This window comes from Acinetobacter sp. BIGb0102 (assembly GCF_003815055.1).
Taxonomy (GTDB): domain Bacteria; phylum Pseudomonadota; class Gammaproteobacteria; order Pseudomonadales; family Moraxellaceae; genus Acinetobacter; species Acinetobacter vivianii.
Genome location: NZ_RKQE01000006.1, coordinates 1 through 23,236, shown reverse-complemented (window position 1 = coordinate 23,236; position 23,236 = coordinate 1). Strand labels below are relative to the sequence as shown.

At 40.4% G+C, this 23,236-nt stretch carries 22 protein-coding genes; 2 read left to right on the top strand and 20 right to left on the bottom strand.

Annotated features, from left to right (window positions below; genetic code table 11):
* Positions 1-41: 41 nt before the first annotated feature.
* The 5 genes from EC846_RS02615 to EC846_RS02595 form a co-directional block, all read right to left on the bottom strand.
* Positions 42-845, bottom strand: coding sequence for a class I SAM-dependent methyltransferase (locus tag EC846_RS02615; protein WP_123774065.1), 804 nt, complete (start codon positions 843-845; stop codon positions 42-44).
* Positions 845-1,666, bottom strand: coding sequence for an undecaprenyl-diphosphate phosphatase (locus EC846_RS02610; protein ID WP_005256121.1), 822 nt, complete (start codon positions 1,664-1,666; stop codon positions 845-847). Before EC846_RS02610 ends, EC846_RS02615 begins: the two co-directional genes overlap by 1 nt.
* A gap of 8 nt (positions 1,667-1,674) precedes the next feature.
* On the bottom strand, positions 1,675-2,373 hold the full coding sequence (gene tsaB / locus EC846_RS02605; RefSeq protein ID WP_123774063.1) for a tRNA (adenosine(37)-N6)-threonylcarbamoyltransferase complex dimerization subunit type 1 TsaB: 699 nt from the start codon (positions 2,371-2,373) through the stop codon (positions 1,675-1,677).
* A 143-nt stretch (positions 2,374-2,516) separates the two neighbouring features.
* Positions 2,517-3,044 carry a gamma carbonic anhydrase family protein gene (locus EC846_RS02600; protein WP_171258965.1) on the bottom strand — a complete coding sequence of 176 codons (528 nt, stop codon included), beginning with the start codon at positions 3,042-3,044 and terminating at the stop codon, positions 2,517-2,519.
* 24 nt (positions 3,045-3,068) lie between these two features.
* Complete coding sequence (locus EC846_RS02595; RefSeq protein ID WP_005256117.1) at positions 3,069-3,674, bottom strand: CoA pyrophosphatase; 606 nt, start codon at positions 3,672-3,674, stop codon at positions 3,069-3,071.
* A gap of 129 nt (positions 3,675-3,803) precedes the next feature.
* On the opposite strand from EC846_RS02595, the gene EC846_RS02590 reads away from it, so the two are divergent.
* Positions 3,804-4,352 carry an NUDIX hydrolase gene (locus EC846_RS02590; RefSeq protein ID WP_123774061.1) on the top strand — a complete coding sequence of 183 codons (549 nt, stop codon included), beginning with the start codon at positions 3,804-3,806 and terminating at the stop codon, positions 4,350-4,352.
* Between the two features lie 45 nt (positions 4,353-4,397).
* On the opposite strand, the gene EC846_RS02585 is transcribed toward EC846_RS02590, so the two are convergent.
* From EC846_RS02585 to EC846_RS02560, 6 genes are all read right to left on the bottom strand, one after another.
* Entirely contained in the window at positions 4,398-6,410 is a 2,013-nt protein-coding gene (locus EC846_RS02585; protein ID WP_123774059.1) for a hypothetical protein, read from the bottom strand.
* A 21-nt stretch (positions 6,411-6,431) separates the two neighbouring features.
* Positions 6,432-7,697, bottom strand: a complete 1,266-nt coding sequence (gene filE / locus EC846_RS02580; protein ID WP_123774057.1) for a putative pilus assembly protein FilE — start codon at positions 7,695-7,697, stop codon at positions 6,432-6,434.
* Positions 7,697-9,361 (bottom strand): OmpP1/FadL family transporter, encoded by a 1,665-nt coding sequence (locus EC846_RS02575; protein ID WP_171409972.1) that lies wholly within the window; start codon positions 9,359-9,361, stop codon positions 7,697-7,699. The genes filE and EC846_RS02575 overlap by 1 nt, the downstream gene beginning before the upstream one ends.
* A 12-nt stretch (positions 9,362-9,373) precedes the next feature.
* Complete coding sequence (locus EC846_RS02570; RefSeq protein WP_123774053.1) at positions 9,374-10,516, bottom strand: hypothetical protein; 1,143 nt, start codon at positions 10,514-10,516, stop codon at positions 9,374-9,376.
* A gap of 44 nt (positions 10,517-10,560) precedes the next feature.
* Positions 10,561-11,394 (bottom strand): C39 family peptidase, encoded by an 834-nt coding sequence (locus EC846_RS02565; protein ID WP_123774051.1) that lies wholly within the window; start codon positions 11,392-11,394, stop codon positions 10,561-10,563.
* 269 nt (positions 11,395-11,663) lie between these two features.
* Positions 11,664-12,659: a DUF6160 family protein gene (locus EC846_RS02560; RefSeq protein WP_123774049.1), complete on the bottom strand. Its 996-nt coding sequence runs from the start codon at positions 12,657-12,659 to the stop codon at positions 11,664-11,666.
* Positions 12,660-13,184: 525 nt separating this feature from the next.
* Between EC846_RS02560 and EC846_RS02555 the strand changes: the two genes are divergently transcribed.
* Complete coding sequence (locus EC846_RS02555; RefSeq protein WP_123774047.1) at positions 13,185-14,528, top strand: anthranilate synthase component I family protein; 1,344 nt, start codon at positions 13,185-13,187, stop codon at positions 14,526-14,528.
* A 17-nt stretch (positions 14,529-14,545) separates the two neighbouring features.
* Here EC846_RS02555 and hisC read toward each other — a convergent pair whose 3' ends face one another.
* The 9 genes from hisC to EC846_RS02510 form a co-directional block, all read right to left on the bottom strand.
* A complete protein-coding gene (hisC, locus tag EC846_RS02550; RefSeq protein WP_047430773.1) occupies positions 14,546-15,631 on the bottom strand; it encodes a histidinol-phosphate transaminase in 1,086 nt (361 codons plus the stop codon).
* 62 nt (positions 15,632-15,693) lie between these two features.
* Positions 15,694-16,983: a histidinol dehydrogenase gene (hisD, locus tag EC846_RS02545; RefSeq protein WP_123774046.1), complete on the bottom strand. Its 1,290-nt coding sequence runs from the start codon at positions 16,981-16,983 to the stop codon at positions 15,694-15,696.
* 130 nt (positions 16,984-17,113) lie between these two features.
* Complete coding sequence (locus tag EC846_RS02540; protein WP_123774045.1) at positions 17,114-17,776, bottom strand: DUF4272 domain-containing protein; 663 nt, start codon at positions 17,774-17,776, stop codon at positions 17,114-17,116.
* Positions 17,777-17,917: 141 nt separating this feature from the next.
* Positions 17,918-18,607, bottom strand: a complete 690-nt coding sequence (gene hisG, locus EC846_RS02535) for an ATP phosphoribosyltransferase (RefSeq protein WP_004774987.1) — start codon at positions 18,605-18,607, stop codon at positions 17,918-17,920.
* Complete coding sequence (murA, locus tag EC846_RS02530) at positions 18,604-19,863, bottom strand: UDP-N-acetylglucosamine 1-carboxyvinyltransferase (RefSeq protein ID WP_004774988.1); 1,260 nt, start codon at positions 19,861-19,863, stop codon at positions 18,604-18,606. The genes hisG and murA overlap by 4 nt, the downstream gene beginning before the upstream one ends.
* Before the next feature lie 6 nt (positions 19,864-19,869).
* Positions 19,870-20,121, bottom strand: a complete 252-nt coding sequence (gene ibaG, locus EC846_RS02525) for a BolA family iron metabolism protein IbaG (protein WP_004655594.1) — start codon at positions 20,119-20,121, stop codon at positions 19,870-19,872.
* Positions 20,122-20,260: 139 nt separating this feature from the next.
* Positions 20,261-20,602, bottom strand: coding sequence for a ribosome hibernation-promoting factor, HPF/YfiA family (hpf, locus tag EC846_RS02520; protein WP_004655596.1), 342 nt, complete (start codon positions 20,600-20,602; stop codon positions 20,261-20,263).
* 168 nt (positions 20,603-20,770) lie between these two features.
* Positions 20,771-22,219, bottom strand: coding sequence for an RNA polymerase factor sigma-54 (locus EC846_RS02515; RefSeq protein ID WP_123774043.1), 1,449 nt, complete (start codon positions 22,217-22,219; stop codon positions 20,771-20,773).
* 201 nt (positions 22,220-22,420) lie between these two features.
* Positions 22,421-23,014, bottom strand: a complete 594-nt coding sequence (locus EC846_RS02510; protein ID WP_123774041.1) for a type II secretion system protein GspG — start codon at positions 23,012-23,014, stop codon at positions 22,421-22,423.
* Positions 23,015-23,236: the final 222 nt, after the last annotated feature.

Sequence of the window (23,236 nt, the reverse complement as noted above, 5' to 3'; positions counted from 1 at the left end):
CATTGACGCAAGCCAAACAATCATTTGAATCTGATTTAAAGTTAACCTTTTGGAAAATATGCATCAAAACGACAAGCATCACCTAACCATTGGTGATCAGGGGTTTGATCCGCCAGATAAACCGCATGTCGTGGTCGTTTCACAATTACCCGTTTCGCGATCTGGTTGGCCAAATGCAAGAGTTGATCCCCAAGATCCATTTCCCCATCTTCAGGCAACAACATGTGTAATAACTGCATTTGCTTCTTGACCTGCGCCTGTTTCTTTACTGCTTGCTGGTTCTGATCACGTTGCGGAAACATGGGATCAAGATACACAACATCGACCTGCTCACCCTGCTGGACAAGTTGCTGTAAATAGCTATTAGAATCCGCATAGATCAGTTCAATACGCGACATGAACGACTGTAAAAACGGATCTTGCTCGGCCTGTGCTTTGGTATATTCCAGCAACACAAACAGGATCGGATGTCGCTCAACCAGTCGTACATCGGCTCCCAAATAAGCCATCAGTAAACTGTCATGACCTAAACCAGCAGTTGCATCGATCAAGCTTGGCTTTTCACCCAGTTGGCATGCTCTGGCAATCATCTCTGATTTTAAGCTGGCTCTTTTTAAACGGGGAATCTCGGCACGCCAGTCAGGTTGCATTTTCATCCCGTTGGCAGCAAGGCTAAGCCCATCGCTATCGATGACCAAAGCCATTTCAGGATTCAAACGTAAAAAACGGGCATTAATCTTTTCAACAACTTGACCATTCAACTGAACATTCAATTCAGCCAAACGGCTTTTCAATTGCTGAAATGCTTGTTCATATTCCGTTTGATACCAACACTCCATCTGCATTACCAATGCACCCAACCTGTCCACCACGTCGCCAAGATAAATAAACCAAATACAATTCGATAATACGCAAATGCCGTGAAGTCATGCTTAGACACATAGCGAATCAAGGCACGGATGACAACCAAGGCAGAAATGAAAGCAACAATAATACCGACGGCTAAGACCATCATGTCATTGCTATGCAATTCATGGCGCATCTTGTACATATCCAGTAAGCCAGCACCCATCAATACAGGAATTCCCAAGAAAAATGAGAATTCGGCTGCGGCTTTACGAGATACACCTAAAAATAATGAGCCAATAATGGTTGAACCTGAACGTGAAGTCCCTGGAATCAAAGCCAGACACTGGATCAAACCAATGAGTGTCGCCTGTTTAAAACTCAGATCATCCACTTCTTTGGTAACGATCTGATGCGGTCGACGTTCTGCCCATAGAATAATAAAACCACCGACAATCAAGGCAATCGCAACGGTAATCGCATTAAATAAATAGGCTTTGACCACATCACCAAAAGTCAGGCCAATAATTACGATGGGAATAGACGCGATGATCAGGTTCAGACTCAGACGGCGACCCTGCTCTTGTCCAGTGAGCGCGCCAATCAGCGCTCCCCACAATTTACCCCAATATTCATAAATAACCGCGGCAATTGCCCCAATCTGCACGGCAACAGCAAACATATCTCTTTTTTCAATCGTCCAGAAATCAAGAAGTTGCCCTGATAAAATGAGATGTCCTGTACTTGAAATGGGCAGGAACTCGGTAATCCCCTCAACCAAGCCCATAATTGCTGCTTTAAATAGCAATAAAAGATCCATAATTAACCTTAATTCGCCTTACCTTGTTCTGGAATTTTTTTCCATGCATCATCACGTAAATACACAGGCAGCGCATGTTCAGCATCGACCCATTTTTGCTGTGCCGCATAGCTTCTGGCAATCACAGCAATATCTTGTGCTGTTGCCTTAATCTGTACCAGTGCCGTGTTTTGAATGGAAACCTCAGCGGAGTCTATTCCAGTTGGCTTAATTAATTCTGAACCCGAACCAATCGGCTTAAATTTGCAATATGCAGAAGCTTGTTCGTAATTTAATAATTTTTCTTCATCCATCGCCTGCATCATACCCTGCTCATCCAGACAGAAGTTGGCGATATAAACTTCCTGCATGCGTGCGTCGAGTACAGCTGTAACTTGCGTTAAACCCGTAACACGATAAGCAGCTTGCGCCAAGGCCTGCAAACTAGAAACTGGAATCACGGGTAAATCCTGTGACCAAGCCAAAGCCTGTGCAACGGCGGCATTAATACGTACCCCACTAAATGAACCGGGGCCGCGACTAAACGCAATTGCTGCCAAATCAGCAAGTTGAGTTTGGGTTTGTAATAAGGCTTGCTCGGTTAAAGGCAAAATTGTTTGCGTTTGTGCTTTCGGCCGATCATCCAACTGAAAATAGAGTTCTTGAGTATCATCAATTAATGAAACAGAACACTGCTCATTTGCAGTTTCCAATGCCAGCAACTTCATGCAAAAACCTTAGCCCAAAAGAGATAAAAAACGTCGAGTATCATACTCCACTCAAACGCGATAGGCGAGTTCTTGGCTTTTTTATCTCAATAAAAAGCCAAGCATAAACTTGGCAATATCACGACTTCATTTTTAAATAGGCGTTAAAAAGTAAAAGGTTCCAGATTTAAGAAGTTTTTATAATGCTCTGCATAATGCAAGGCACTTAAACGCAAACGTGCAGCCCCTTGTTCATCCAGTGTTTTCACTACTTTTCCGGGAGACCCCATCACTACAGAATTATCTGGAATAACCTTTCCTTCTGGAATCAGCGCATTGGCACCAATAATGCAATTCTTACCAATCACGGCGTTATTCAAAATAACCGCATTCATACCAATCAGCGAATTATCACCAATGGTACAACCATGTAACATGACCTTATGTCCAACCGTCACATATTCGCCAATAGTCAATTCAATACCAGCATCAGTATGCAACACGGCATTTTCCTGAATATTCGAGAAATCCCCAATCCGTATCACACAATTGTCAGCACGAACCACTGCGCCAAACCAGATACTCACTTGCCGACCAAGTTCTGCTTGACCAATGACTGTCGCTGTTGGCGCAACCCAGCCATCCCAAGGTTCATGTAAAGCTTTTGGACTCAATCCCTGATAGGTATACATCATGATAAAAAAACTCTTAAAAAATTAGAACTTTGCAATCCCAAAGTGCGGGGGATTCACGAGAAAAGGCCAGCTTTTTTGATAGCCCAATCCATATTGAAATAAAGACACCAACATACGCGCAGTCAGCCCCCACACCACTTCACTATCCACTTGCATACTCGGGAAATATAACGATTGTCGAGCCAAGCGAACTTCGTAAGGTAAAGGAGGTGCATCGATGAGTTCTTGTAATGGGACAAAGAAAATCCGATCAATTTCGGTCGGTTGCGCCACCAGATCCACTTGAGCAGGAATCAGCCCCACGATCGGCTTAACAGACAAGCCACTGCGTGCCCGCTGAATCGGCAGATCACCCAACAGTTTGACATCGAAAGGATTCAGTGCCGTTTCCTCTTGCGCTTCTCGCAACGCCACAACAATATTACTGGTATCGCTCGGATCACGTTTGCCACCGGGAAAGGAAACCTCTCCTGCATGTTGAGACAACTGCATCGAACGACGCGTGAGCAAAACTTTAGGCTGACTTTCTTGTGTAATCGCAATTAATACAGCAGCATCCGCCTGCTGGATTCGTTTGGAAAAACGTAACCGTTGTTGTAAAAGTGCGATTAACGATGGTTCTTCCATCTCAATTATCTCTTGTTCTCATTTTCCTTAATCAGCATCATAGCCGAATTTTTAGCTGCAATCATAGATCATGATGCGAAGTCATAAAAATTCGGTTATGCTGAGTTATCTCTACGGCTGATGATAACTATGAGCTTTTGCGTTGCGTGTGGACATCAAACTGAAGCAAAAATTCCACTTGGTGATCATAAATCACGATTGGTCTGCACACATTGTGGCAACATCCATTATGAAAATCCCAAAGTCATTTGCGGTGCATTAGCCCTGTGGGATGATAAAGTTTTACTGTGCCGTCGAGCCATTGAACCACGTTATGGTCTCTGGACTTTACCTGCGGGTTACATGGAATTATTTGAAACCATGGAACAAGGTGCAGCACGCGAAACCAGAGAAGAAGCTGAAGCCGAAGTTGAAATCGAACAACTCTATTGCATGTACAATATCCCGCGTATCGGACAGATCTACGTACTCTTTAAAGCTTTATTAAAACAAGGACAGTTCGGTGCGGGTGAAGAAAGTATCGAATGCCGCTTATTTGAAGAACATGAAATTCCATGGAAAGAACTGGCTTTCCCAAGTGTAGAGCAAACTCTACGACATTATTTTGCTGACCGTAAAAGTGGACATTTTCCAACACATTTAGAAACGCTCGGTACACGTCTGGACCATACGGGATAAATAAAAAAGACCGCATTTATGCGGTCTTTTTTATTTTGCTGCCAATCAAGATTTTATCTTGATTGCATTACACGCTGGAATTTTTTGATCTGCAACCTTAATACTTGCGGTACCCGTATAACGCTTAGCGATGGCACGCTCTGCATCTGTTGGTGCGATCAATTTACTCTTATCTGTGTCTTTATGATCATAGATGGTGATATAAGACGTCAGATAAACTGCATGCGTATTCAACCATGAAACTGTTTTATCAGAGAAGTTGGTCAAGTTAATTCCATTTGCTTCGCCATTCAACAAGTTATACACATTGATTTTTGCACCACTAATATTTTGTTTGTTATTTAGAGATGTAAAGTTTAAACCAAGTAAAATCCCCTCAAGTACACCAAATTTCGGATTTGAGAAAATCATACGAACAGTTACGGATTTGTCATTACTTGAAGAGTTTGCACCACCCGTTGTACCAATTCGATATTGTGTTACACCAAACTCATCTAAATACGTACCATCTGCCTGAGGTTCAGCTTTGGCACAATTACCTGACATATCTGTTGCGGTTGCATCTTTTTTGATATCGGTTCGGATATCACCACGTTCATCAATCAAAATACCCAAATCAACAGGAGCAATGCTGGCATCCTGAAATCTAAACGTCAGGGTTGCATAGAGCGGAAATACGTAACGTTGTTGAGATTGAACGTTGGCTTCTGTCGTAAACACATCTTTTGCTAGGTAACTTGCCGAGTTAAACTTAAAGATATCGGTTACACCTTTATATGTTAAACCGTCAATCTTTTGCTGCCATAAACCCAGATCTTTTGCATTTGTAAAGGGATCTGTACTCTTCGCTTTGGTGAGTTGACGATAAACAGCTTCTGTACTCGCGATATTGGTTCCATTAATCAATTTACCTTGTGTGATTAACAAATCCTCTGAGGCATTATTATTCAACATAAATCGCAAAGGCTGTTCAGGGTTAATCTCTTGATTAATTACATTAAACCAGTTTTTTTGTGCCTGAACCTCCATTTTCTCTGGTTTAGCGCTCCCAATTAATGCAAGTGGTGGAGCGACGACATTATTGGTGATAATCGGGTTACCTCGCCATTGTTGACCATAGCCGAGAATATAACCTTGACGATCTGTAAGTAACTCAAACCGCCCCATTAAATGACGTAAGTTCGCCCCTTTTCCATCTGTAGCATTCAGACAGTCTGTATAAAGGTCTCTGTTACATCCAAACAGACCATCTGGGAATACGCCACTTCCTTCATTTGGCGTTTCGATGACAGCGCCATTACTTCCAGCTTTAAATAGAGGTAACTCCGCATACCATACCCCAACCTGACTTAAATTCAGTAATTGAGTAACCAGAGCAAAGGCTTGTTCATCCGTAATTTCACTCACATCCAGCCAAGGTTTCAGAATCTCTGCATATGCCCCGCTACTGAGTTCATTTACACCAACATCCTGAGATATTTCCGCAAGCGTATTTTTCTTTTCCTTTGTGAATTCAATTTGCTGAATATCACCAATCACATTACGTTTGTCAGCAACACCCTGACTCTGAAGAATTTTAATGAGCGCCATTGCCACACGTATAGTTTCGTCATCTTCACTTACACTTGCTGGGGTTTTTCCAGTTAGGCCCATTGCTAAATCAATGATACGAATACGGGAATAAGCGGCTGTTTTAAGTTTGGTAATCTTATCTAATTGCACTGAACCTAAATTAATTTTGCGGGCGCTGGTCTCACCTTGAAGATAGAAAGTAATCGTATCTCCTAACTTACAGGCACCCGTAGCAAGATTGCCTTCCATTTTTGTTGAAAAATGATTGAATTTATCTGAGCTACAATCAAAATTAAGCCCTGCGATCGGATAATCCAGTACAAACTGTAAGCATGTATCTTCTTTCACATTACAACTGGTATTTGAAGTGACACCTTCAACACCTTTGGTTGGATCCTCATTAATCTTGGAACTTTCACCACCACAACCATGTAACATTAGTGCAAGCGTAGATACTGCAAAAGGTAATAATATTTTCTTATTCATACATTTCAATCCTGTTAATGCTTACTTTAAAGCAGAGATCCTTATCTGGCCTTGATTTGATAATTCGCTTTCAGGCACATCAATTGCAGAAGCGAGTGGCGTCATCATCATATATTCAGCTTTTGGTGGAATTTTTATCACACCTTGAATCGCTGAATGTTGCAGCAATGTTGTGTTCAGCGAGTTATTTTTAAAACCACTTACGGCCTCCTGTGCACAGCCTTTTTCATCTAAAAAGACGACCAACGGCCAATAATAAACAGGCTTTTCATTACTTGAGGCGTAAGAAGCAATTTGCATATATTCTACGGAATGGTCTAGCTTGACCACTTCATACTCAAACTTTTCTTTTAAGGGCTTTCTCGGCCAGACACCAACTTCTTTTTTAGGCGTTAAAGTCTTAATTGATTTCTTATAATCCTTTAAGAAACAACGATCATTTTCAAAAGTTGCCGCCAGGTCTTCAGCAGATAAACGTATATAAGTACTCGATAAAACGATCGGTTCTTCAGGCTTAGGATTTCGATTCAGCAATCTATTGAGCATCGACTGGTTTACACCTTTTTTACGCTCAATTGTTTCCATACGTCCAGTTCCATCAGGCATTGTATAAAAACGTTTTTTACCGTCGAGATTAAATTCTTGGTCTTCTAAATATTCATTATTTACGTATTCTACGCCATCAATTTTAGAAAGCGGCGCTGATGTAGAGTTCTCAACATTCACAGCATCACTAGATTGTTGACTTGGTACCACCACTTCTTTCTTATTCGGCTTTTCTGATGTTAAAGATGATTTAGCCGAAATAGTAGGCTCAATATGAACGGGGTGAGATTTTTGTGATGACGTCACTGTTGGTAGTACTGTTTCTGCCACAGGTGGCTGTGGTTGCTCTTTTTTAACCTCAACTATTTTTTTCACTTGTTTAGCTGATGCAGGTGCGATGACAGGAGAATGGGAAACACTTGCATCGGTATTTTGTTTTTGTATTGAAGGCTCTTTAGGCACGACCATTACAGCAGCGGGCTTTGAAGAAACAGCCTCTTTATCTTGCTGCTTTTTCTCCACCACAACTGTTTCTACTTTCTCAACCTGTGTGACCTTTTCTTGCTTTTGCTGAACTGGTATCGTTTTTATAGGCTGAGATTGTTTTTTTTGAGGAATAATCATTGGCCGACCATCTGGGCCAATGATTGTATAGAAACCCTCTTCTGCATATACAGCTCCCCCGCTTGACAAAACAACGAACAAGGTCACGAGCAGAGGCTGTTTAATCATTTTATACATTACCATTTTGTTCTGTAGTTAATGCCAAGTAAGGTGACTTTGGTATTTGTTTTTACATTTAGGCCTGCATAAGGGTTTAATAAGATATTACCCACCCCAGTCTGATTCGATAAACTACTGGTGTTAGCTGGAATATCATCACGGCTACGCAAGAAACCTAAGGACAAATCGAGATCTGTATCCTGATCAAAACGATAACCAATACCTAGACCAAATAGTTGTGCATTATTAATAGGTACCATGGTATTTCGTTTGTCATCTGGAATAGAACTTGTACGAGGCTCATATCCCATCCGTAATTTCAAACGATCTGTGGCAGAATACTCAAAACCTATGCCCCAACGCCAAGAAGACTGGAAGCGTAATGGTAAAGCTAAGGAACGGTCTGTCACATCGTTGGAAAGTAGTTTGGCAACTTTAAGTAATGAAATTTGTCGGTCAAACTCAAATCTAAATTTGTCCCAAGCCGAGAAGTCGGTCCAGCCTACGTCAAAATTCATTTGCAAGTCTGGGAATATTTTGTATTTAATCCCTGCTTTAAAGTGCTGAGGATATTTGAAATCCATCGCAACCAGACCTGATTCCACATCTGGAACATAGCCAGGTAGGCCCAGAATCGCAGCAAGGATTTGTCCTGTTGCAGAAGAGTTTAATCCAGCAACTAACTGTTGTGGTGCTACTGCATTATCAATTAAATATTTACCTTTTAAGCGCATCTTGGCTTCACTTTGATACACCATACCAAAGCTAAAGTCATCAGTTGGCTCCCAAAGTAGGCCCAAGTTATAGCTTGGACTTAAGGACTGCTCCAAAGAAACATCCATGGCACCCATTTTATTAAACGGGTTCATTCCTTCTTTGGCATTACAAATACCGAATAACAATAAATCGGTAATAATATCGCCGTTGTCTTTAAATGGCCGGCAAACAACCTCATCGACCATACGTAATACACCGATCATTTCATTCGGGAAACGTAAGTCAGTTTTCAGGGCAATTGCCTGATAGGACATGCCAAATGAAGCACCAAGTGATAAATGGTCATTGACCTGATAACCAAAAGACGGCGATAAATAAGTAATACGCTCTAAGGCAACCTGTTGCCCCATATAGTTACTCGGGTTGCCATCTTCCGCACCAAAACCAGCAACTAAAGGTGCATAAACCGCAGTTGCATAAGTCACTTTCGAACCAGGCGGCTTATATGAAATACCAGCAGTTGGTGCGACTAATGGTGAGTTTGGCCCCAAATCCACAATTTTCTTGAGAATCGGAACGTAAATACTGGCATATTCTACATCCCCGTGCACTGTACCTTTAAAGTCCGTACAGATATTAGAGTCAATTTCGGGACCATCATTACAAACCAATGGATCATCCGAGTAACCAAAAACGTTGTAACCAGCAGGTGCCGAATAATCACGTTTAATGGCAAAATTTGCCAAAATCCCTTGTACATCAGTTTGTAAACCATCTAATTTCGCAAGTGCTGCTGGGTTAAAATGCACAGCACTAATGCCTGGCGGATCTGCTGTTACGGCATTCCCCAAAGCAAGCGATCTTAAGTCTACAGATAAGTCTTGTCCTAACTGTGCATTGGCAACAGTAGATAAACCAGCAAAAAATACGGCTATCGTTAAAGGACATAATTTAAGGTGTTTCACCATTACATCTCCTTAACGAATTTTTTTGCCAAAACCTATAATATCAAGTGGGAAAGATAGACCAAGTGACACATCTGGTGCATCTTCAGTTAAACCAATACCAACCGTACCATTCACAATCGTTTCAGGAGAAACACGAACCCCTAAAGCAAAAGACAGCATGGCACTACTCTGATCCCCAGACTCGTAACTCTCATCTTCTTTAAAGTAGAATTTAGCACCAGTATTAAAGCTTTGCTGATACGACATGGTCAGCGACACGTCATAGTTAAATGAATAAGCAAAACCGAAAGCAAAGCCGCCACTCACACCAGGATCGAAACTTTCTAATATTCTTCGGCCTCTCACTTGATCCAAACCTGACTCTTTAAAGCCATAATTGACAGATACAGAACTAAATAACACAACAGGATCAATATATTTACGCGTACTTGCACCGACCCCAACTGAGTAATAGCCTTTACCAGTTGAAAGTTCATCGATCCCAATTTCATAAGGACTGTCGCCCGTTTTAGTCGATAAACTTCCGAATAGTACTAAAGGTAAGCGTCCTTGTTTTAAAGGAAACGGTTCCCAACGTGCTCCAAAGTTAATATCCCCCAAGCCCGCTGCGGTTTTATCTTTCAATAATTCTTTTTTTGCAACTAGAGGCAATGATGCAGACAACGTAAGATTGTCCAATAAGCCGTACTGTACTGTAAATGTGTTGGTTAAGGTATGATTCGCATCTTCTTCAAATCTTAGATTATTTAAGTTGCCATTATCCATAGAGGCATCGACACGAGTATCACGATAATAGGTGTAGTCAATGTCGTAGTAGGATGAAAAAACACCTTTTTTGATTAGCGAGTACTGACGCTCATTCGAGGTAAAGACTTCTTGCAGGTTAGTTTCTTGAGTTGCATCTGTTTCTTTTTTCTGCAATGCACTCGCCGCTTGATCAGCCTGACTTGTTTCAACCGCTGGAGCAACAGGGCTCGCCGTCGTCTCTTCCACAGACGGGTTGGTCGGTTCAGGGCTTACAACTGTTGCTTCATCTGTTTGAGGTGCTGTAGATTCAACTACAGGTTGCTGTTCCTCTGCTGCGTAAAGTGTTGATGTGATTGCGCCTAAACTCAACGCCAACACAGTCATCTTCATCCATGTATGATTCATTTTACTTTGCATCCTATTACATTAATTTTACTGATTTTTATTAACTATTTCCGCTTGTAATATAAGCGCATATACGTCGTAATTGGTTGATTGTAAGTATCTGATGTAGAGTTCGTATCCAATACTCGGCGCATTGTTGAGCCCTTGTCTGCAAGTTTTTCAAACTGTTGCATTGGATATTGAATGTCAGCAAGCGCATATCGATTTACAGTTGCATCTTCCACATGACGCATATCGGAATCTTGAAGTGCCAATAAATTCTTTTGGTACTGTTGAGGTATATCAACAATAAATAATGTATTGTTATCCCAGATTTCTTTAAATCGAATCTCGTCAAAACTGATGTTGCCTAAAGCAGGATCAGCGACATAAACTCTTCCATCTTTATATGCTTTATATACTACAAAATGTTTAAAACCGGCATAGGTAATAGGAACAATTGCAGGTTGCTTCAAAGCAGTTAGATCAGAAAACTCGCCACGGTAACCACCACTTGTTAGCCCCAACGCTGAAACGAAACGTTTCATATCTAACAAGGAGAAACTACGGCGCTCGATGATACGTTGATACTCACCATATTGAAGCAAACCAGTCATCGTCTGTTGTTCAGTCAAGCGCAAACCACCATAACCATTTAATAGCGTGGTTAAGGCTGCAGATCCGCAACTATAGTCATAAGCTTGACGTACAATTCCCCTGAATTGATCTTCAACAGCAGGCTTAATCACCACGGCTTCGCGATGATTACGAGTAAATGAAGGATTACGGGAATCGAGAGTTTCTGTGTAATGAACAGTCCCCTCTGGCTTTTTCTCAATTTCAAAGGCTTGCGTTGTAAAGTAATACATCAATGCTGAGCCTAAAGCGATCTCTAACATAAGTCTCTTTTTCTAACTATGGCACAACTTGCCTTATTCGTTTTATTTTAGTGTTTAAAAACACTACATCCCTGTCTGTTGAAGATACCTTTTTTTATAGAAAAAAACAGCTTTTTTTTAGTTTTTTTTGACGAAATGTAATGAAAAATAGAATTAAGTAAAGTTTTAATAAACTATTGTGATCAATACAGCATTTCTCATTTTTTGCTTTAATTATCGATATTTAAAAATAAAAAAAGCGCACATTGTGCGCTTTTCCTGAAGGAAACTTAGTGACCAGAAATCGTGATCATAGAACCTTTCACGTTTGCTGTACCGTCGTTGTAGTAAGTTTGTAAACCTTGTACTTCAACATCACCGATTGACTTAGCATCTTTACTACCTAAATGTACACCTTTGATGTATACATCAGTTGCTGGGGTTGAAGTACCAGAACCTGTAATAAGACGTAAATAACCGTTATTTGTACCTTCTTTACCCACTACACTTACTTTTGCATTTACAGTTAAGTCAGTATCTGATGCATCAGATACTTTGATGCTATCAAGATAAATTTGACCAGCAGCACGGTTACCCGTAGTACCATCACCTGTACCTTGCTTAGTTGAGCTATCTACGATACCAAGATCTTTAAGCTCTAAACCACCTTGCATCGTTGTATTCAATACAATCATTGCACCTTGTGGAGCAGCACCTAACTGAATATTCGCACTTGTTAAACCAGTTTTGACAGTCAAGCCTGATAAAATTGCATTGTAGTTTGCATCATCATTACCACGACGCACTGAAGTTGTGCTTGCAGCATTTGAACCAGATACACCAATTTCACCCACGTAAATATCTAGACCAGAAACTGCCGCAGCAACGTTCAGGAATGCACCATTTGTACCCGTACCTTTGTCTGTATCAATCACTAAATCAGCAAGGTTATGAGATGCTAAAGCACGAGAAGTATCTAGTGCTGTACCAGCTGCATTCATTGGTGCTGTAATTACAATACCCTGTGTTCCTGCTGGACCAGTACCACCATTCCCTTTAATCACGATTGCACCAGCTTCACCCGTACCACCAGCAGTTGTCGCTAAACCATCGTTATCATGAATTAAAACTTTTTCGATTTCGATTTTAGAAATACCGATACCGATATTAAGACCATCTTGACCTGTTGCAGCGCTTAGTGCAGCATCATCCATTGACTGCATAGCCATTGCATTTGCGCTAATCGCCATTGAAGAAACTAAAACAAGTTTAGTAAACATTTTCATTGAGCACTCTCCCAAGAGCATTTATTTTTTGACTTTCACTACTCTAAACTGTCCACGGTCGTTTTTTTATTAATGACAACTAGAACTTCCAATCCTTGAGTAGTTCGCTTAGCAATTACTAAATTACCTGTTTGTTATTTTATGTTCAACTCCTGTTAACTGCTTTTTGAGCACAACCCGACAAACGGCATATAAATCACTCAATTAACGTTTTTTCAGCATTAGCTCATAACCACATGTAATTATTATTTATTTTAAATTTTTATCCTACATAATCAAAGATTAATTTCTACTCACTGTCCGTTTATCCACTCCCAATAGTGTTGTTACAAGTGTAAACAAAAACGCATTCTTAATCATTAAATTGATCTTAATATCAATCAGACTAACAAAGCAAAAATCAGTTCTCACCCTTTTCCCAAAACTGCTGGTTTTTCATCTCATCAGGCCATAAATATCGGTCGGGATTTTTTGAATGTAGTACAATTCCTCCCTCCAAATGTATCTGCAAGTATTTCCGTTTTTATGTCTTATTTTCAGCAAAAGCTTAACACGCAACTCACTTCTGCATTTGACCTTCTTGCCCAGCTTAATGAATTAACGGGTCTTGTTTATTTATATGACCATCATGCCCCTGTTATTGCATTTTTACCCCAAGAGTTTCTCATTTTCCAACAATCAGAATTAAAACAATTTCATCAAACTCAATATAATCAATATCAAATAAAGCCAGAGGCTTCTTCGCTTACAGCTTTTTCAACGTTTAAATCTACGCCAAAGTCATTAAATACAGCAGCTTTTAGTGGTGGCTATATTGGCTTTTTCAGTTATGACTTTAGTGCAAATCAATTTGTTGAAGTGAGTGGACGCGATCAGCCTGATTTTTTCTTAGGTCAGTATTCGACTTTTTTAAAGTTTGAGAATAATGCTTGGTATTTTCACAGCGATGATCTTCAAGCCGAACTCATCTTTAAGCAGATCTCTGATCTCATCAATCAACCTGTTCAAATGCCACCAGCACTTTGTCTACTTGAGAAGTGCCAAGCCCGTTGGTCAAAACAGCAGTATCTCGATGCTTTTCATCAGGTACAGGAATATATTAAAGCAGGCGACTGTTATCAAATTAATTTAACTCAAGAATTTACAGCATATGCTCAAGGGTCACTTTTAAGTCGCGCCAATCCATTGTGGGAACTGACCCACGCACCTTATGCGGGCTATCTTAAAATACAGGATTTTGAACTATTAAGTTGTTCGCCTGAATTATTTATTGAGTTTCAGGCCAATCGACAAATAAAAACACGCCCAATCAAAGGCACGATGCCACGCTTTGATGATCCCCAACAAGATCAGATTTCAAAAGACAAACTCAGTAATTCTGAAAAAGATCAGGCTGAAAATGTCATGATTGTAGATCTTTTACGTAATGATCTCAGTGTCTATGCTGAAACAGGTTCAGTTGAAACCACGAAACTATTTGAAATTGAAAGCTTCAATCAGGTTCACCATATGGTGAGTGAGATTACAGCGACCTTAAAAACAGACATCAATCCCATGCAGATGCTCTTATCTGCCCTGCCAGGTGGTTCAATTACTGGCGCACCAAAGATTCGGGCCATGCAAATCATTGAAGAACTCGAAGGCGCTCCGCGTGGTGCCTATTGTGGCAGCTTAGGCTATTTTAATTTTGATGGTACAGGCAGTTGGAATATCTTGATCCGTAGTATTCAAAAATATCAGAACCAATTATCGATGTGGGCGGGCGGCGGCATCACAATTGCGTCTGATGCGGAAGCCGAATATCAGGAATGCTTTGATAAAATTTCTGCCATGCTTGATTTACTCAATACATGGCAGGCTTCTGAATAGTAAACTTCAATACAGATTTATAAAATTTGCGTTTTAAGAGTATCCACTAAACGCTGGTTTTGTTCATCAGTACCAATCGTAATACGCAGGAATTGATTAATGCGTGGTTTATTGAAATAACGCACAATAATTCCCTGCTCACGTAATTGTTGAGCCAGTTGAGCAGCATCGTGTTGAGGATGCGTGGCAAAAATAAAATTGGCTTTCGATGGCAATACATCAAAACCTAAAGCACTAAGATCTGTTACCAGTTTTTCTCGGCTCTCAATCACCTTGGCGCATTGCGCTTCAAAATAAGCTTGATCTTCAAATGAAGCCACCGCTGCTGCAATCGCAAAACGATCGATTGGATACGAATTAAAACTATTTTTAACTGCTTCAAGTGCCGCAATCAAATGTGCTTGCGCAATCGCAAAACCAACACGTAAGCCAGCCAATGAACGTGATTTCGAAGTGGTCTGACAAACGACTAAATTCTCATAGCGATTGACCAGTTGCACCGCGGACTCAGCACCAAAATCAACATAAGCTTCATCAATCACAACCACGCGATCTGGATTTGCCTTGAGTACCTGCTCAATCTCATTTAAACCGAGCGCGATACTAGTTGGGGCATTTGGATTGGTGATAATGATACCGCCATTTTCCTGTTCATAATCCGATACATCTATTTCGAATTTTTCATTCAAAGGAATCTGCTTGGTTTGTGTTGCAAAAAACTGGCTATAAACAGGATAAAAACTATAGGTAATATCTGGATAGAGAATCGGTTCTTTCTGGATAAAAAAAGCTTTAAAAATATGTGCCAACACTTCATCCGAACCATTGCCGACAAACACTTGAGCCACATCAACCTGTTGCTGCTTGGCAATCGCCTGTTTTAAAGCGGTTGCATCAGGATCTGGATATAAACGCAAAGCATCGGCTTGTTCAGTTAAAACTGCTTGCACAGCCTGCACCACTTTTGGCGATGGCGGATATGGATTTTCATTGGTATTCAGTTTAAGTAAGTTCTGAATCTTAGGTTGCTCACCCGGTACATAAGGTTCTAATTCACGAACCTCTGGACTCCAAAAACGCATTTGTTCTGCTGTAAACGTCATTGTTCTACTCTCATGTATCCTAAAAAAAGGGGCTAACCAGCCCCTATCAATCTTTGAATCGGTTATTGGTAACGATAACGGGCTGAGCGCGCATGAGCATCAAGATTTTCTTGCACTGCCAGAACATCGGCTGCTTTTGCCAAGCTTTTCACACCCTCTTCAGAGCACATGATCAAGCTAGAACGCTTCTGGAAATCATAAACACCTAGTGGCGAAGAAAAACGTGCTGTCCCCGATGTCGGCAAGACATGGTTTGGCCCCGCACAATAATCACCAATGGCTTCTGGCGTATAACGTCCCATAAAGATTGCCCCTGCATGACGAATCTCCTGACTCATCAACTCGGCATCATCAAGACACAATTCCAAATGCTCTGGAGCCACCTGATTAATCAGTTCAACCGCTTCTGCACGGTCTTTTACCAGCACCAACGCACCGCGATTTTGAATCGAGGTTCTGGCAATTTCTGCTTTTGGCAATTCCGTTAAGTGTTTTTCAATCGCTGTTTCAACTACATTTAACAATGCTTCATCTGGGGTAATGAAAATAGCTTGCGCAACGGTATCATGCTCGGCTTGAGATAACACATCCATCGCTAACCATTCAGCATTATTTTCACCTTCGGCATAGACCAGAATTTCCGAAGGCCCGGCAATCATATCAATACCGACTTGTCCAAAGACCGCACGCTTTGCCGCTGCGACAAATCGATTGCCGGGTCCTGTAATTTTATCTACCGCTGGAATGGTTTGTGTTCCATAAGCCAATGCTGCAACAGCTTGCGCACCACCAATGGTAAACACACGGCTCACCCCTGCCAAATAGGCTGCTGCTAATACCAATGGATTCAACTCACCATTTGGCGCAGGAACCACCATGATAATTTCTGGGACACCCGCGACATGTGCCGGCAAAGCATTCATAAGTACAGATGAGGGATAAGAGGCTAATCCACCCGGTACATAAATTCCGACACGATCCAGTGGTGTAACTTTCTGACCCAAGGTATTCCCCAGATCGTCAACATAGGTCCAGCCTTCTTGCTTTTGTGCCTGATGGAAAGAACGAATACGTTTTGCAGCAAGTTCTAATGCTTCACGGATTTCTACACTTAAACCATCAAATGCAGTTTTAAGCTGTGCCTGAGTCAGTTCTAAGTCAGAGAATTGATGCGCTGGATGTCGATCGAACTGCTGCGTTAATTTAAGCACATGATCATCACCATGCTGACGAACATCAGCAATAATTTGATCTACAGTTTGTATTAATTGAGGATCATTAACCGTTTCAAATGCTAGAAGCTCAGCAAAAGTCTGTTTAAAATTTTGATCCTGAGTCGATAAACGTCGCATCAATTTACCCACAAGGCGAAAAAGAGAACGCTAAGTTTACTCTTTTTCAGCACATTTGTGGGCAAGATAACATCAGCATTTCCGCTGCTTTTATAGGAAAAAACTTTTAATTCTCACAATTTTATACTTTTTAAGTACTTACATCAGGATTATCCCAATCCGCATCCGCTTGTATCAGCCAATTTAAAGCACCATGCCGCTCCAAAACTATGGAAGCATTTAAATTTGCAGGTGCATTTTGCTGTTTTAAGCGTGCATCAACACATGCCCAATCATAACGATAGATTAGATCTGCCTCATCCAGAATCTCTTCAATGTCTCTTAATTTCACCTGTTGCATAAATTCCTGCAATGAGCGACAACGAGATACGACCTCAATCGCAAAATCACAATCCGCGATTTCATCTGGATATTTCAGTTCATGGACGATGCCCAGCGCCCACAGTAATACCCAATATGCTTCATACTTCCAGATCATATTGACGATATCTTGCTGTGCGGCACTTCTATTCAATATATTTTTTTCTTTAACAGTTAATTCATCAACGACTTCAAATTTATTGAGTAGATCGACAATAAAATCTTCCGTCTCTTGATCAAACTGATCACGATCCAGATCACATGCAACCTGAATCATCAGTAGACATGCAATAGCACGCTTGGCAATATGTTCAGCGGAGCGCTGGATCACGTCATCACTTGACTCAATATGTGGCAACCAGTCGATATAAGGTATGGCTTTGGTTTTTAATTTTAGAATAGATTCTTGTTTACGCTGCTCTGGATTTTTCATTGTTCCTGTACATTTTCAACAAACCATAAGCTTTTTTAACATAGCCTCTGGTCAGAAACAAAGTTGTTATGTCTCCCACACAAATATTCGAATGTAAAAAAACCGCTCATGAGAACGGTTTTTTAATTTAATGTACAAAGATCAGTTTTGACGTGCTTTAACCGCTTCTTCAAGTTGCGTCAAAATCGGATTTAAAACCGCTTGTTTACGTTTAAAACTTGCCTTATTGACAATTAAACGTGAAGAAACTTTGCAAATTTCTTCTAACGGCTCTAAGCCATTGGCACGTAAAGTATTTCCAGTATCAACCACATCGACAATGTAATCACCTAAACCAACCAAAGGAGCAAGTTCCATTGATCCGTATAGTTTAATTACATCCACCTGCTCACCGAGGCTTGCATAATATTGACGAGTTAAATTGACGTATTTAGTCGCGATCTTTAAACGGCCTTTTGGACGTTCCATACCGACTTTACCAGCGGTCATCAATTTACAATTGGCAATTTTCAGGTCAAGCAACTCATAAACATGTTGTGCGCCATGTTCCATCAAGACATCTTTACCCGCTACACCAAAGTCTGCCGCACCATTCTCAACATAGGTCGGAACATCAGAAGCACGTAAAATCAAAATACGGACTTTTTTGTGCGTCGTTGGAAAAATCAATTTGCGTGATTTATCTGGATCTTCAAGTAAATTAATCCCCGCCTTTTCAAGCAAAGGTAAAGTTTCCTTTAAGATACGGCCTTTACTGAGTGCTAAAGTTAAACCATGATCAAAATTGCCCATTACGTCAAAATTTGGATCATCGTTTCTTAAGTCATTCATCCTTTTACTCGCTTAATCTGAGCACCTAAACTTTGCAATTTTTCTTCCACATGTTCGTAGCCACGATCAATGTGATAGATACGGTCAACCAGTGTTTCACCTTCAGCAACCAAAGCAGCTAAAACAAGTGAAAATGAAGCACGTAAATCTGTCGCCATCACAGGTGCAGCTTGCAATGTTTCCACACCTGTAACGACGGCATCATGTCCTTCAACCTGAATATTAGCACCCATACGTGAAAGTTCTGGGACATGCATAAAACGGTTTTCGAAAATCGTTTCAGAAATCGTTGCAAAACCACGACCAATGGCATTCACCGCCATCAATTGAGCCTGCATGTCTGTTGGAAATTCAGGATGAGGTAACGTTCTGAAACTCACTGCTTTTGGACGTTTGCCCTGCATATCCAGTTCGATCCAGTCGTCACCACGCGTAACTTCCGCACCCATTTCTTCAAACTTATCCAACACCGCTTCTAACAATGCAGGATCGGTATGCGTGGTTTTCACTCGGCCACCCGTAATGGCAGCCGCAGCTAGATATGAACCAGTCTCAATACGGTCAGCTACAACGGCATATTCGCAGCCATGCAAACTTTCCACGCCCGTTACCACTAGCGTATCTGTGTCCAAACCTTCAATCTTGGCACCCATCTTAATCAGCATTTGCGCAAGATCGGTGATTTCAGGCTCACGCGCTGCATTACGAATCGTAGTCACACCATCAGCCAAAGCCGCAGCCATCAAGATGTTTTCAGTACCACCAACGGTGACCATATCAAAAACAACTTCACCACCTTTTAAACGACCATCAACTGAAGCATGGACATAACCATTTTCTACTTCAATATGCGCACCTAAAGCTTCTAAAGCTTTTAAGTGTTGATCAACTGGACGTGAACCAATCGCACAACCACCAGGTAATGATACTTTTGCATTACCATAACGCGCCAATAAAGGGCCAAGCACCAGAATAGATGCACGCATCGTTCGTACAAGCTCATAAGGCGCGAACTGGTTGTCTAATGTCGAAGCATCAGCACAAACGGTTTCACCTTCGTAGCTCATGGTCACACCCAGACCAGCAATCAACTTAACCAATGTATTTACATCTTTTAAGTTTGGTACATTGGTCAATGTAATCGGAGAATCAGCAAGAATCATTGCTGCAAGTAAAGGCAATGCTGCATTTTTAGCACCAGAAATGCGCACTTCACCCTCGAGCTTAACACCGCCCGTAATTAAAAACTTATCCATTAATATTTAAGCTCCGAAAAGGCTTGCTTTGCGCCATTCGTCTTTTGTCATTGCGCGAATTGTTACTGCGTGAACTTCACCACTCGCGATATAAGAATTTAGAGGTGCATAAACCGATTGTTGACGAGCAACGGTACGTTTACCTTCAAACTGATCATCAACAATACGCAGGTCAAATTTGCCAGCTTGTCCGCTCACCGCTACTTCTGCTTCAGGGAAAGCTTCTTTTAAAATTTGCGTGAGCTGCTCACTATTCATTCCAAGACCTCTTATACAACCATTGGTGTAAAACGAGCTATTTTACTATAACTTTTTCACATAATTCAGTAAGCAGTTTCTTTTTTTATCAATAAAAAAAAGAGGCTCCACAAAAAGCCTCTTTTATAAAAATAAAAAATTAACTCAAAAGTGCCAGTTCATGCTGATAAGAACACTGGATTTTTCTATGTTTAGCAAGCTGACGTTTTAATTTATCGGTCAATTTTCTAATCGAAGTATACATATCATCGGCTGTCGCCTGTGCAAACAGTTCCACCCCCGGCAAACGTATAATTGCTTCAGCAATATGGTTTGCACTTCCCTTGTGTGAACGCTTGTCAATCTGATGATCTTTAGCCAGTTTGATTTGCATACTATTCACTTGATCTAGATGCTTGGTCATTTGACTAAACTTTTCTTTTATATTTTCTTCAATTGCTGGTGTAATGGTTAAATGGTGTCCACGAATTGTTATTTGCATAATTCTATCCCTCACCTTTTTCTCAGGATACAAGAAATCGCTCAAGCAAATTTAATGCACATCAGTGGTTCAATATCCATTAAATCATTTCAGCGATTCCTCTAGTGATCATTAAAAAAATTCATTATTCCGTAATAATGAACCAATAGAATAGTCACACCTTAAAATTTAGATCAAGACTTTTCTTTCAGAAGATGAAGGAATATGTAACGATTCACGATATTTCGCAACAGTCCGCCGAGCCACTTCAATCCCTTCATTTTTCAGCATCTCGGCAATTACATTATCCGACAAAGGCTTACGTGGATTTTCATTTGAAACCAACTTTTTGATCATGGCGCGGATCGCAGTCGATGATGCTTCACCACCCGTCGTCGTTCCAACATGACTTGAAAAGAAATATTTCAATTCGAATAAACCACGTGGAGTTAGCATATATTTATTGGTCGTTACTCGTGAGACAGTCGATTCGTGCAACTCAACTTCTTCTGCTACATCGCGGAGCACTAAAGGCTTCATTGCCTCTGGACCTTGCTCCAAAAAGGCGCGTTGATGCTCAACAATACAGGTTGCAACTTTTAATAGAGTCTTATGGCGCTCATCAATACTCTTGATAAAGTTTTTTGCTTCCAGCATTTGATTGCGTAAATAAACATTATCATCACTTTGATCTGCACGACGAATCATGCCTGAGTAAAATGAATTGATCCGTAATTTAGGTAAAATGTCTGGATTCAGCTGCACTTGCCAATGTTGATCTCTCTTCGACACCACTACATCAGGCACCTGATATTCAGATTCCTGTTGGTTGAACTCTAAGCCAGGATATGGTTTTAGAGTCTTGAGTAAATCAACAGCACTTTTTAATTGCTCTTTAGATAAACCTGTTTGCTTTAATAATTTGTTCAAATCATTGGAAATAAGCAGCTCATAATATTTCAATAAATTCTTAGCTTCTGCCAAATAAGGAACTTTTTCATGTACTGTTTCAAGCTGAATCTTCAAGCATTCAGCTAAGTTTCTTGAGCCAACACCTATCGGATCTAAACGTTGAATGTGTTTTAAAACAACAATGATTTCATCTTCTTCAACTTCTTCCTCACTCTCCATTTCTTCTAATAATCGAGAAACCGCAAGCACAATATCACCCAGCTCAGCATCCAAAAATCCCTTATCATCCAGAGAATCAACAATGCAATAAGCAATGAGCTTATCTACAGTCGAAAAATGCAAAAGATTGACCTGATCTAAAATATGCTCCTTCAAACTCATTTGTGCTTGACGATTATCTTCTCTTTCCTCATATTCTGGTGAAGCCAAAGCAGTTGATTGATGGGTATAAATATCATCCCATTCAGTATCTACAGGTAAATCATTGGGAAGATGATCAGCATTCAGCTCAGTCGTTAAGTCCCCTGTCTCTTTTGCTTCTAAGCTCGAAAGACTTTCAGTTGAGCTAATATCTTCAATTTTTTCAAGTAAGGGATTGCTGTCTAACTGGATTTGAATTTCTTGTTCGAGTTCTAGACTTGAGAGTTGTAAAAGACGTATGGCTTGTTGTAATTGAGGAGTCAACGATAAACTGTTCGCAACTTTCAATCCAACAGATAATTTCATAGTCTTTCCTTCTATTAAGATAAGCAAAAAACATGCCTATAAAAATATTTATAACATAAAGTAATGTTTACGCATACAAGGAAAATTACATTCTTTTTGACTGAGTGAGTCAATATATAGATCACGAGGAAAATAACCTTTCTGCTTCCTCGTACAGAATATTTAAAACACTCGATTTTTAAACAATAATATATTTAAGAGCTATAAAGTAGCGCCTGTACTACTTTCATGAAAAATCAATCCAATTTTACTATCTGGCTTTAGCTCAATGTTCGGTAAAATATCGTCACTTGTATAAGGTTCTCCATCCTGCCCCACACTGAGCAAATAATAATGAGAGGAATCTTTTAACTCGTAATGGTAATAGCGTGGTGAACTGCCCCATGAAACATCAGTAGCGTCAAACACAAAAACTGGACTATTTTCTGGCAAGGACTGACTTAATGTTTCCAGCGAATCTGGATAATGACCATTTTCTACTTTATAAAATTCAATTGCTTGAACTAACGATGTCATAGCGATTTGACTTGATTGAGCGCGCAATTCATCATATAAACCTCCACGCTGAACAAAACCAAAATAAAATAGCAAGCCATAAAGAACAATACTAAGACTGATACCACAAGCACCAATAATCGCGAGTACTTTACCATCACTTTTTTTAGTTAGTACTCCCCAAATAACAGCAATAATTCCAAAGATAACACCAATACCAGGTATAAAGGATATTGCTGCAATCACATAAGGGAAAACACCCAGTTTATTTGGCTTTTCATTTACATTAATATCAACCATTAGATTTGTCTCATAGTTATCTTTATGTTTTTAGTTATAAATAGAATAATCTCCTCCCCTACATAAAAGTTAACCAATTAGGTCAATATTTCTAACACATTATGTTTTTTGCTCTTACTTTCCTTCACGCAAAAAAACACCCCAACCTCTCTCGAGATTGGGGTGTTTCTAATTTAAAAGCTGGCGATGACTTACTCTCACATGGCAAGTGCCACACTACCA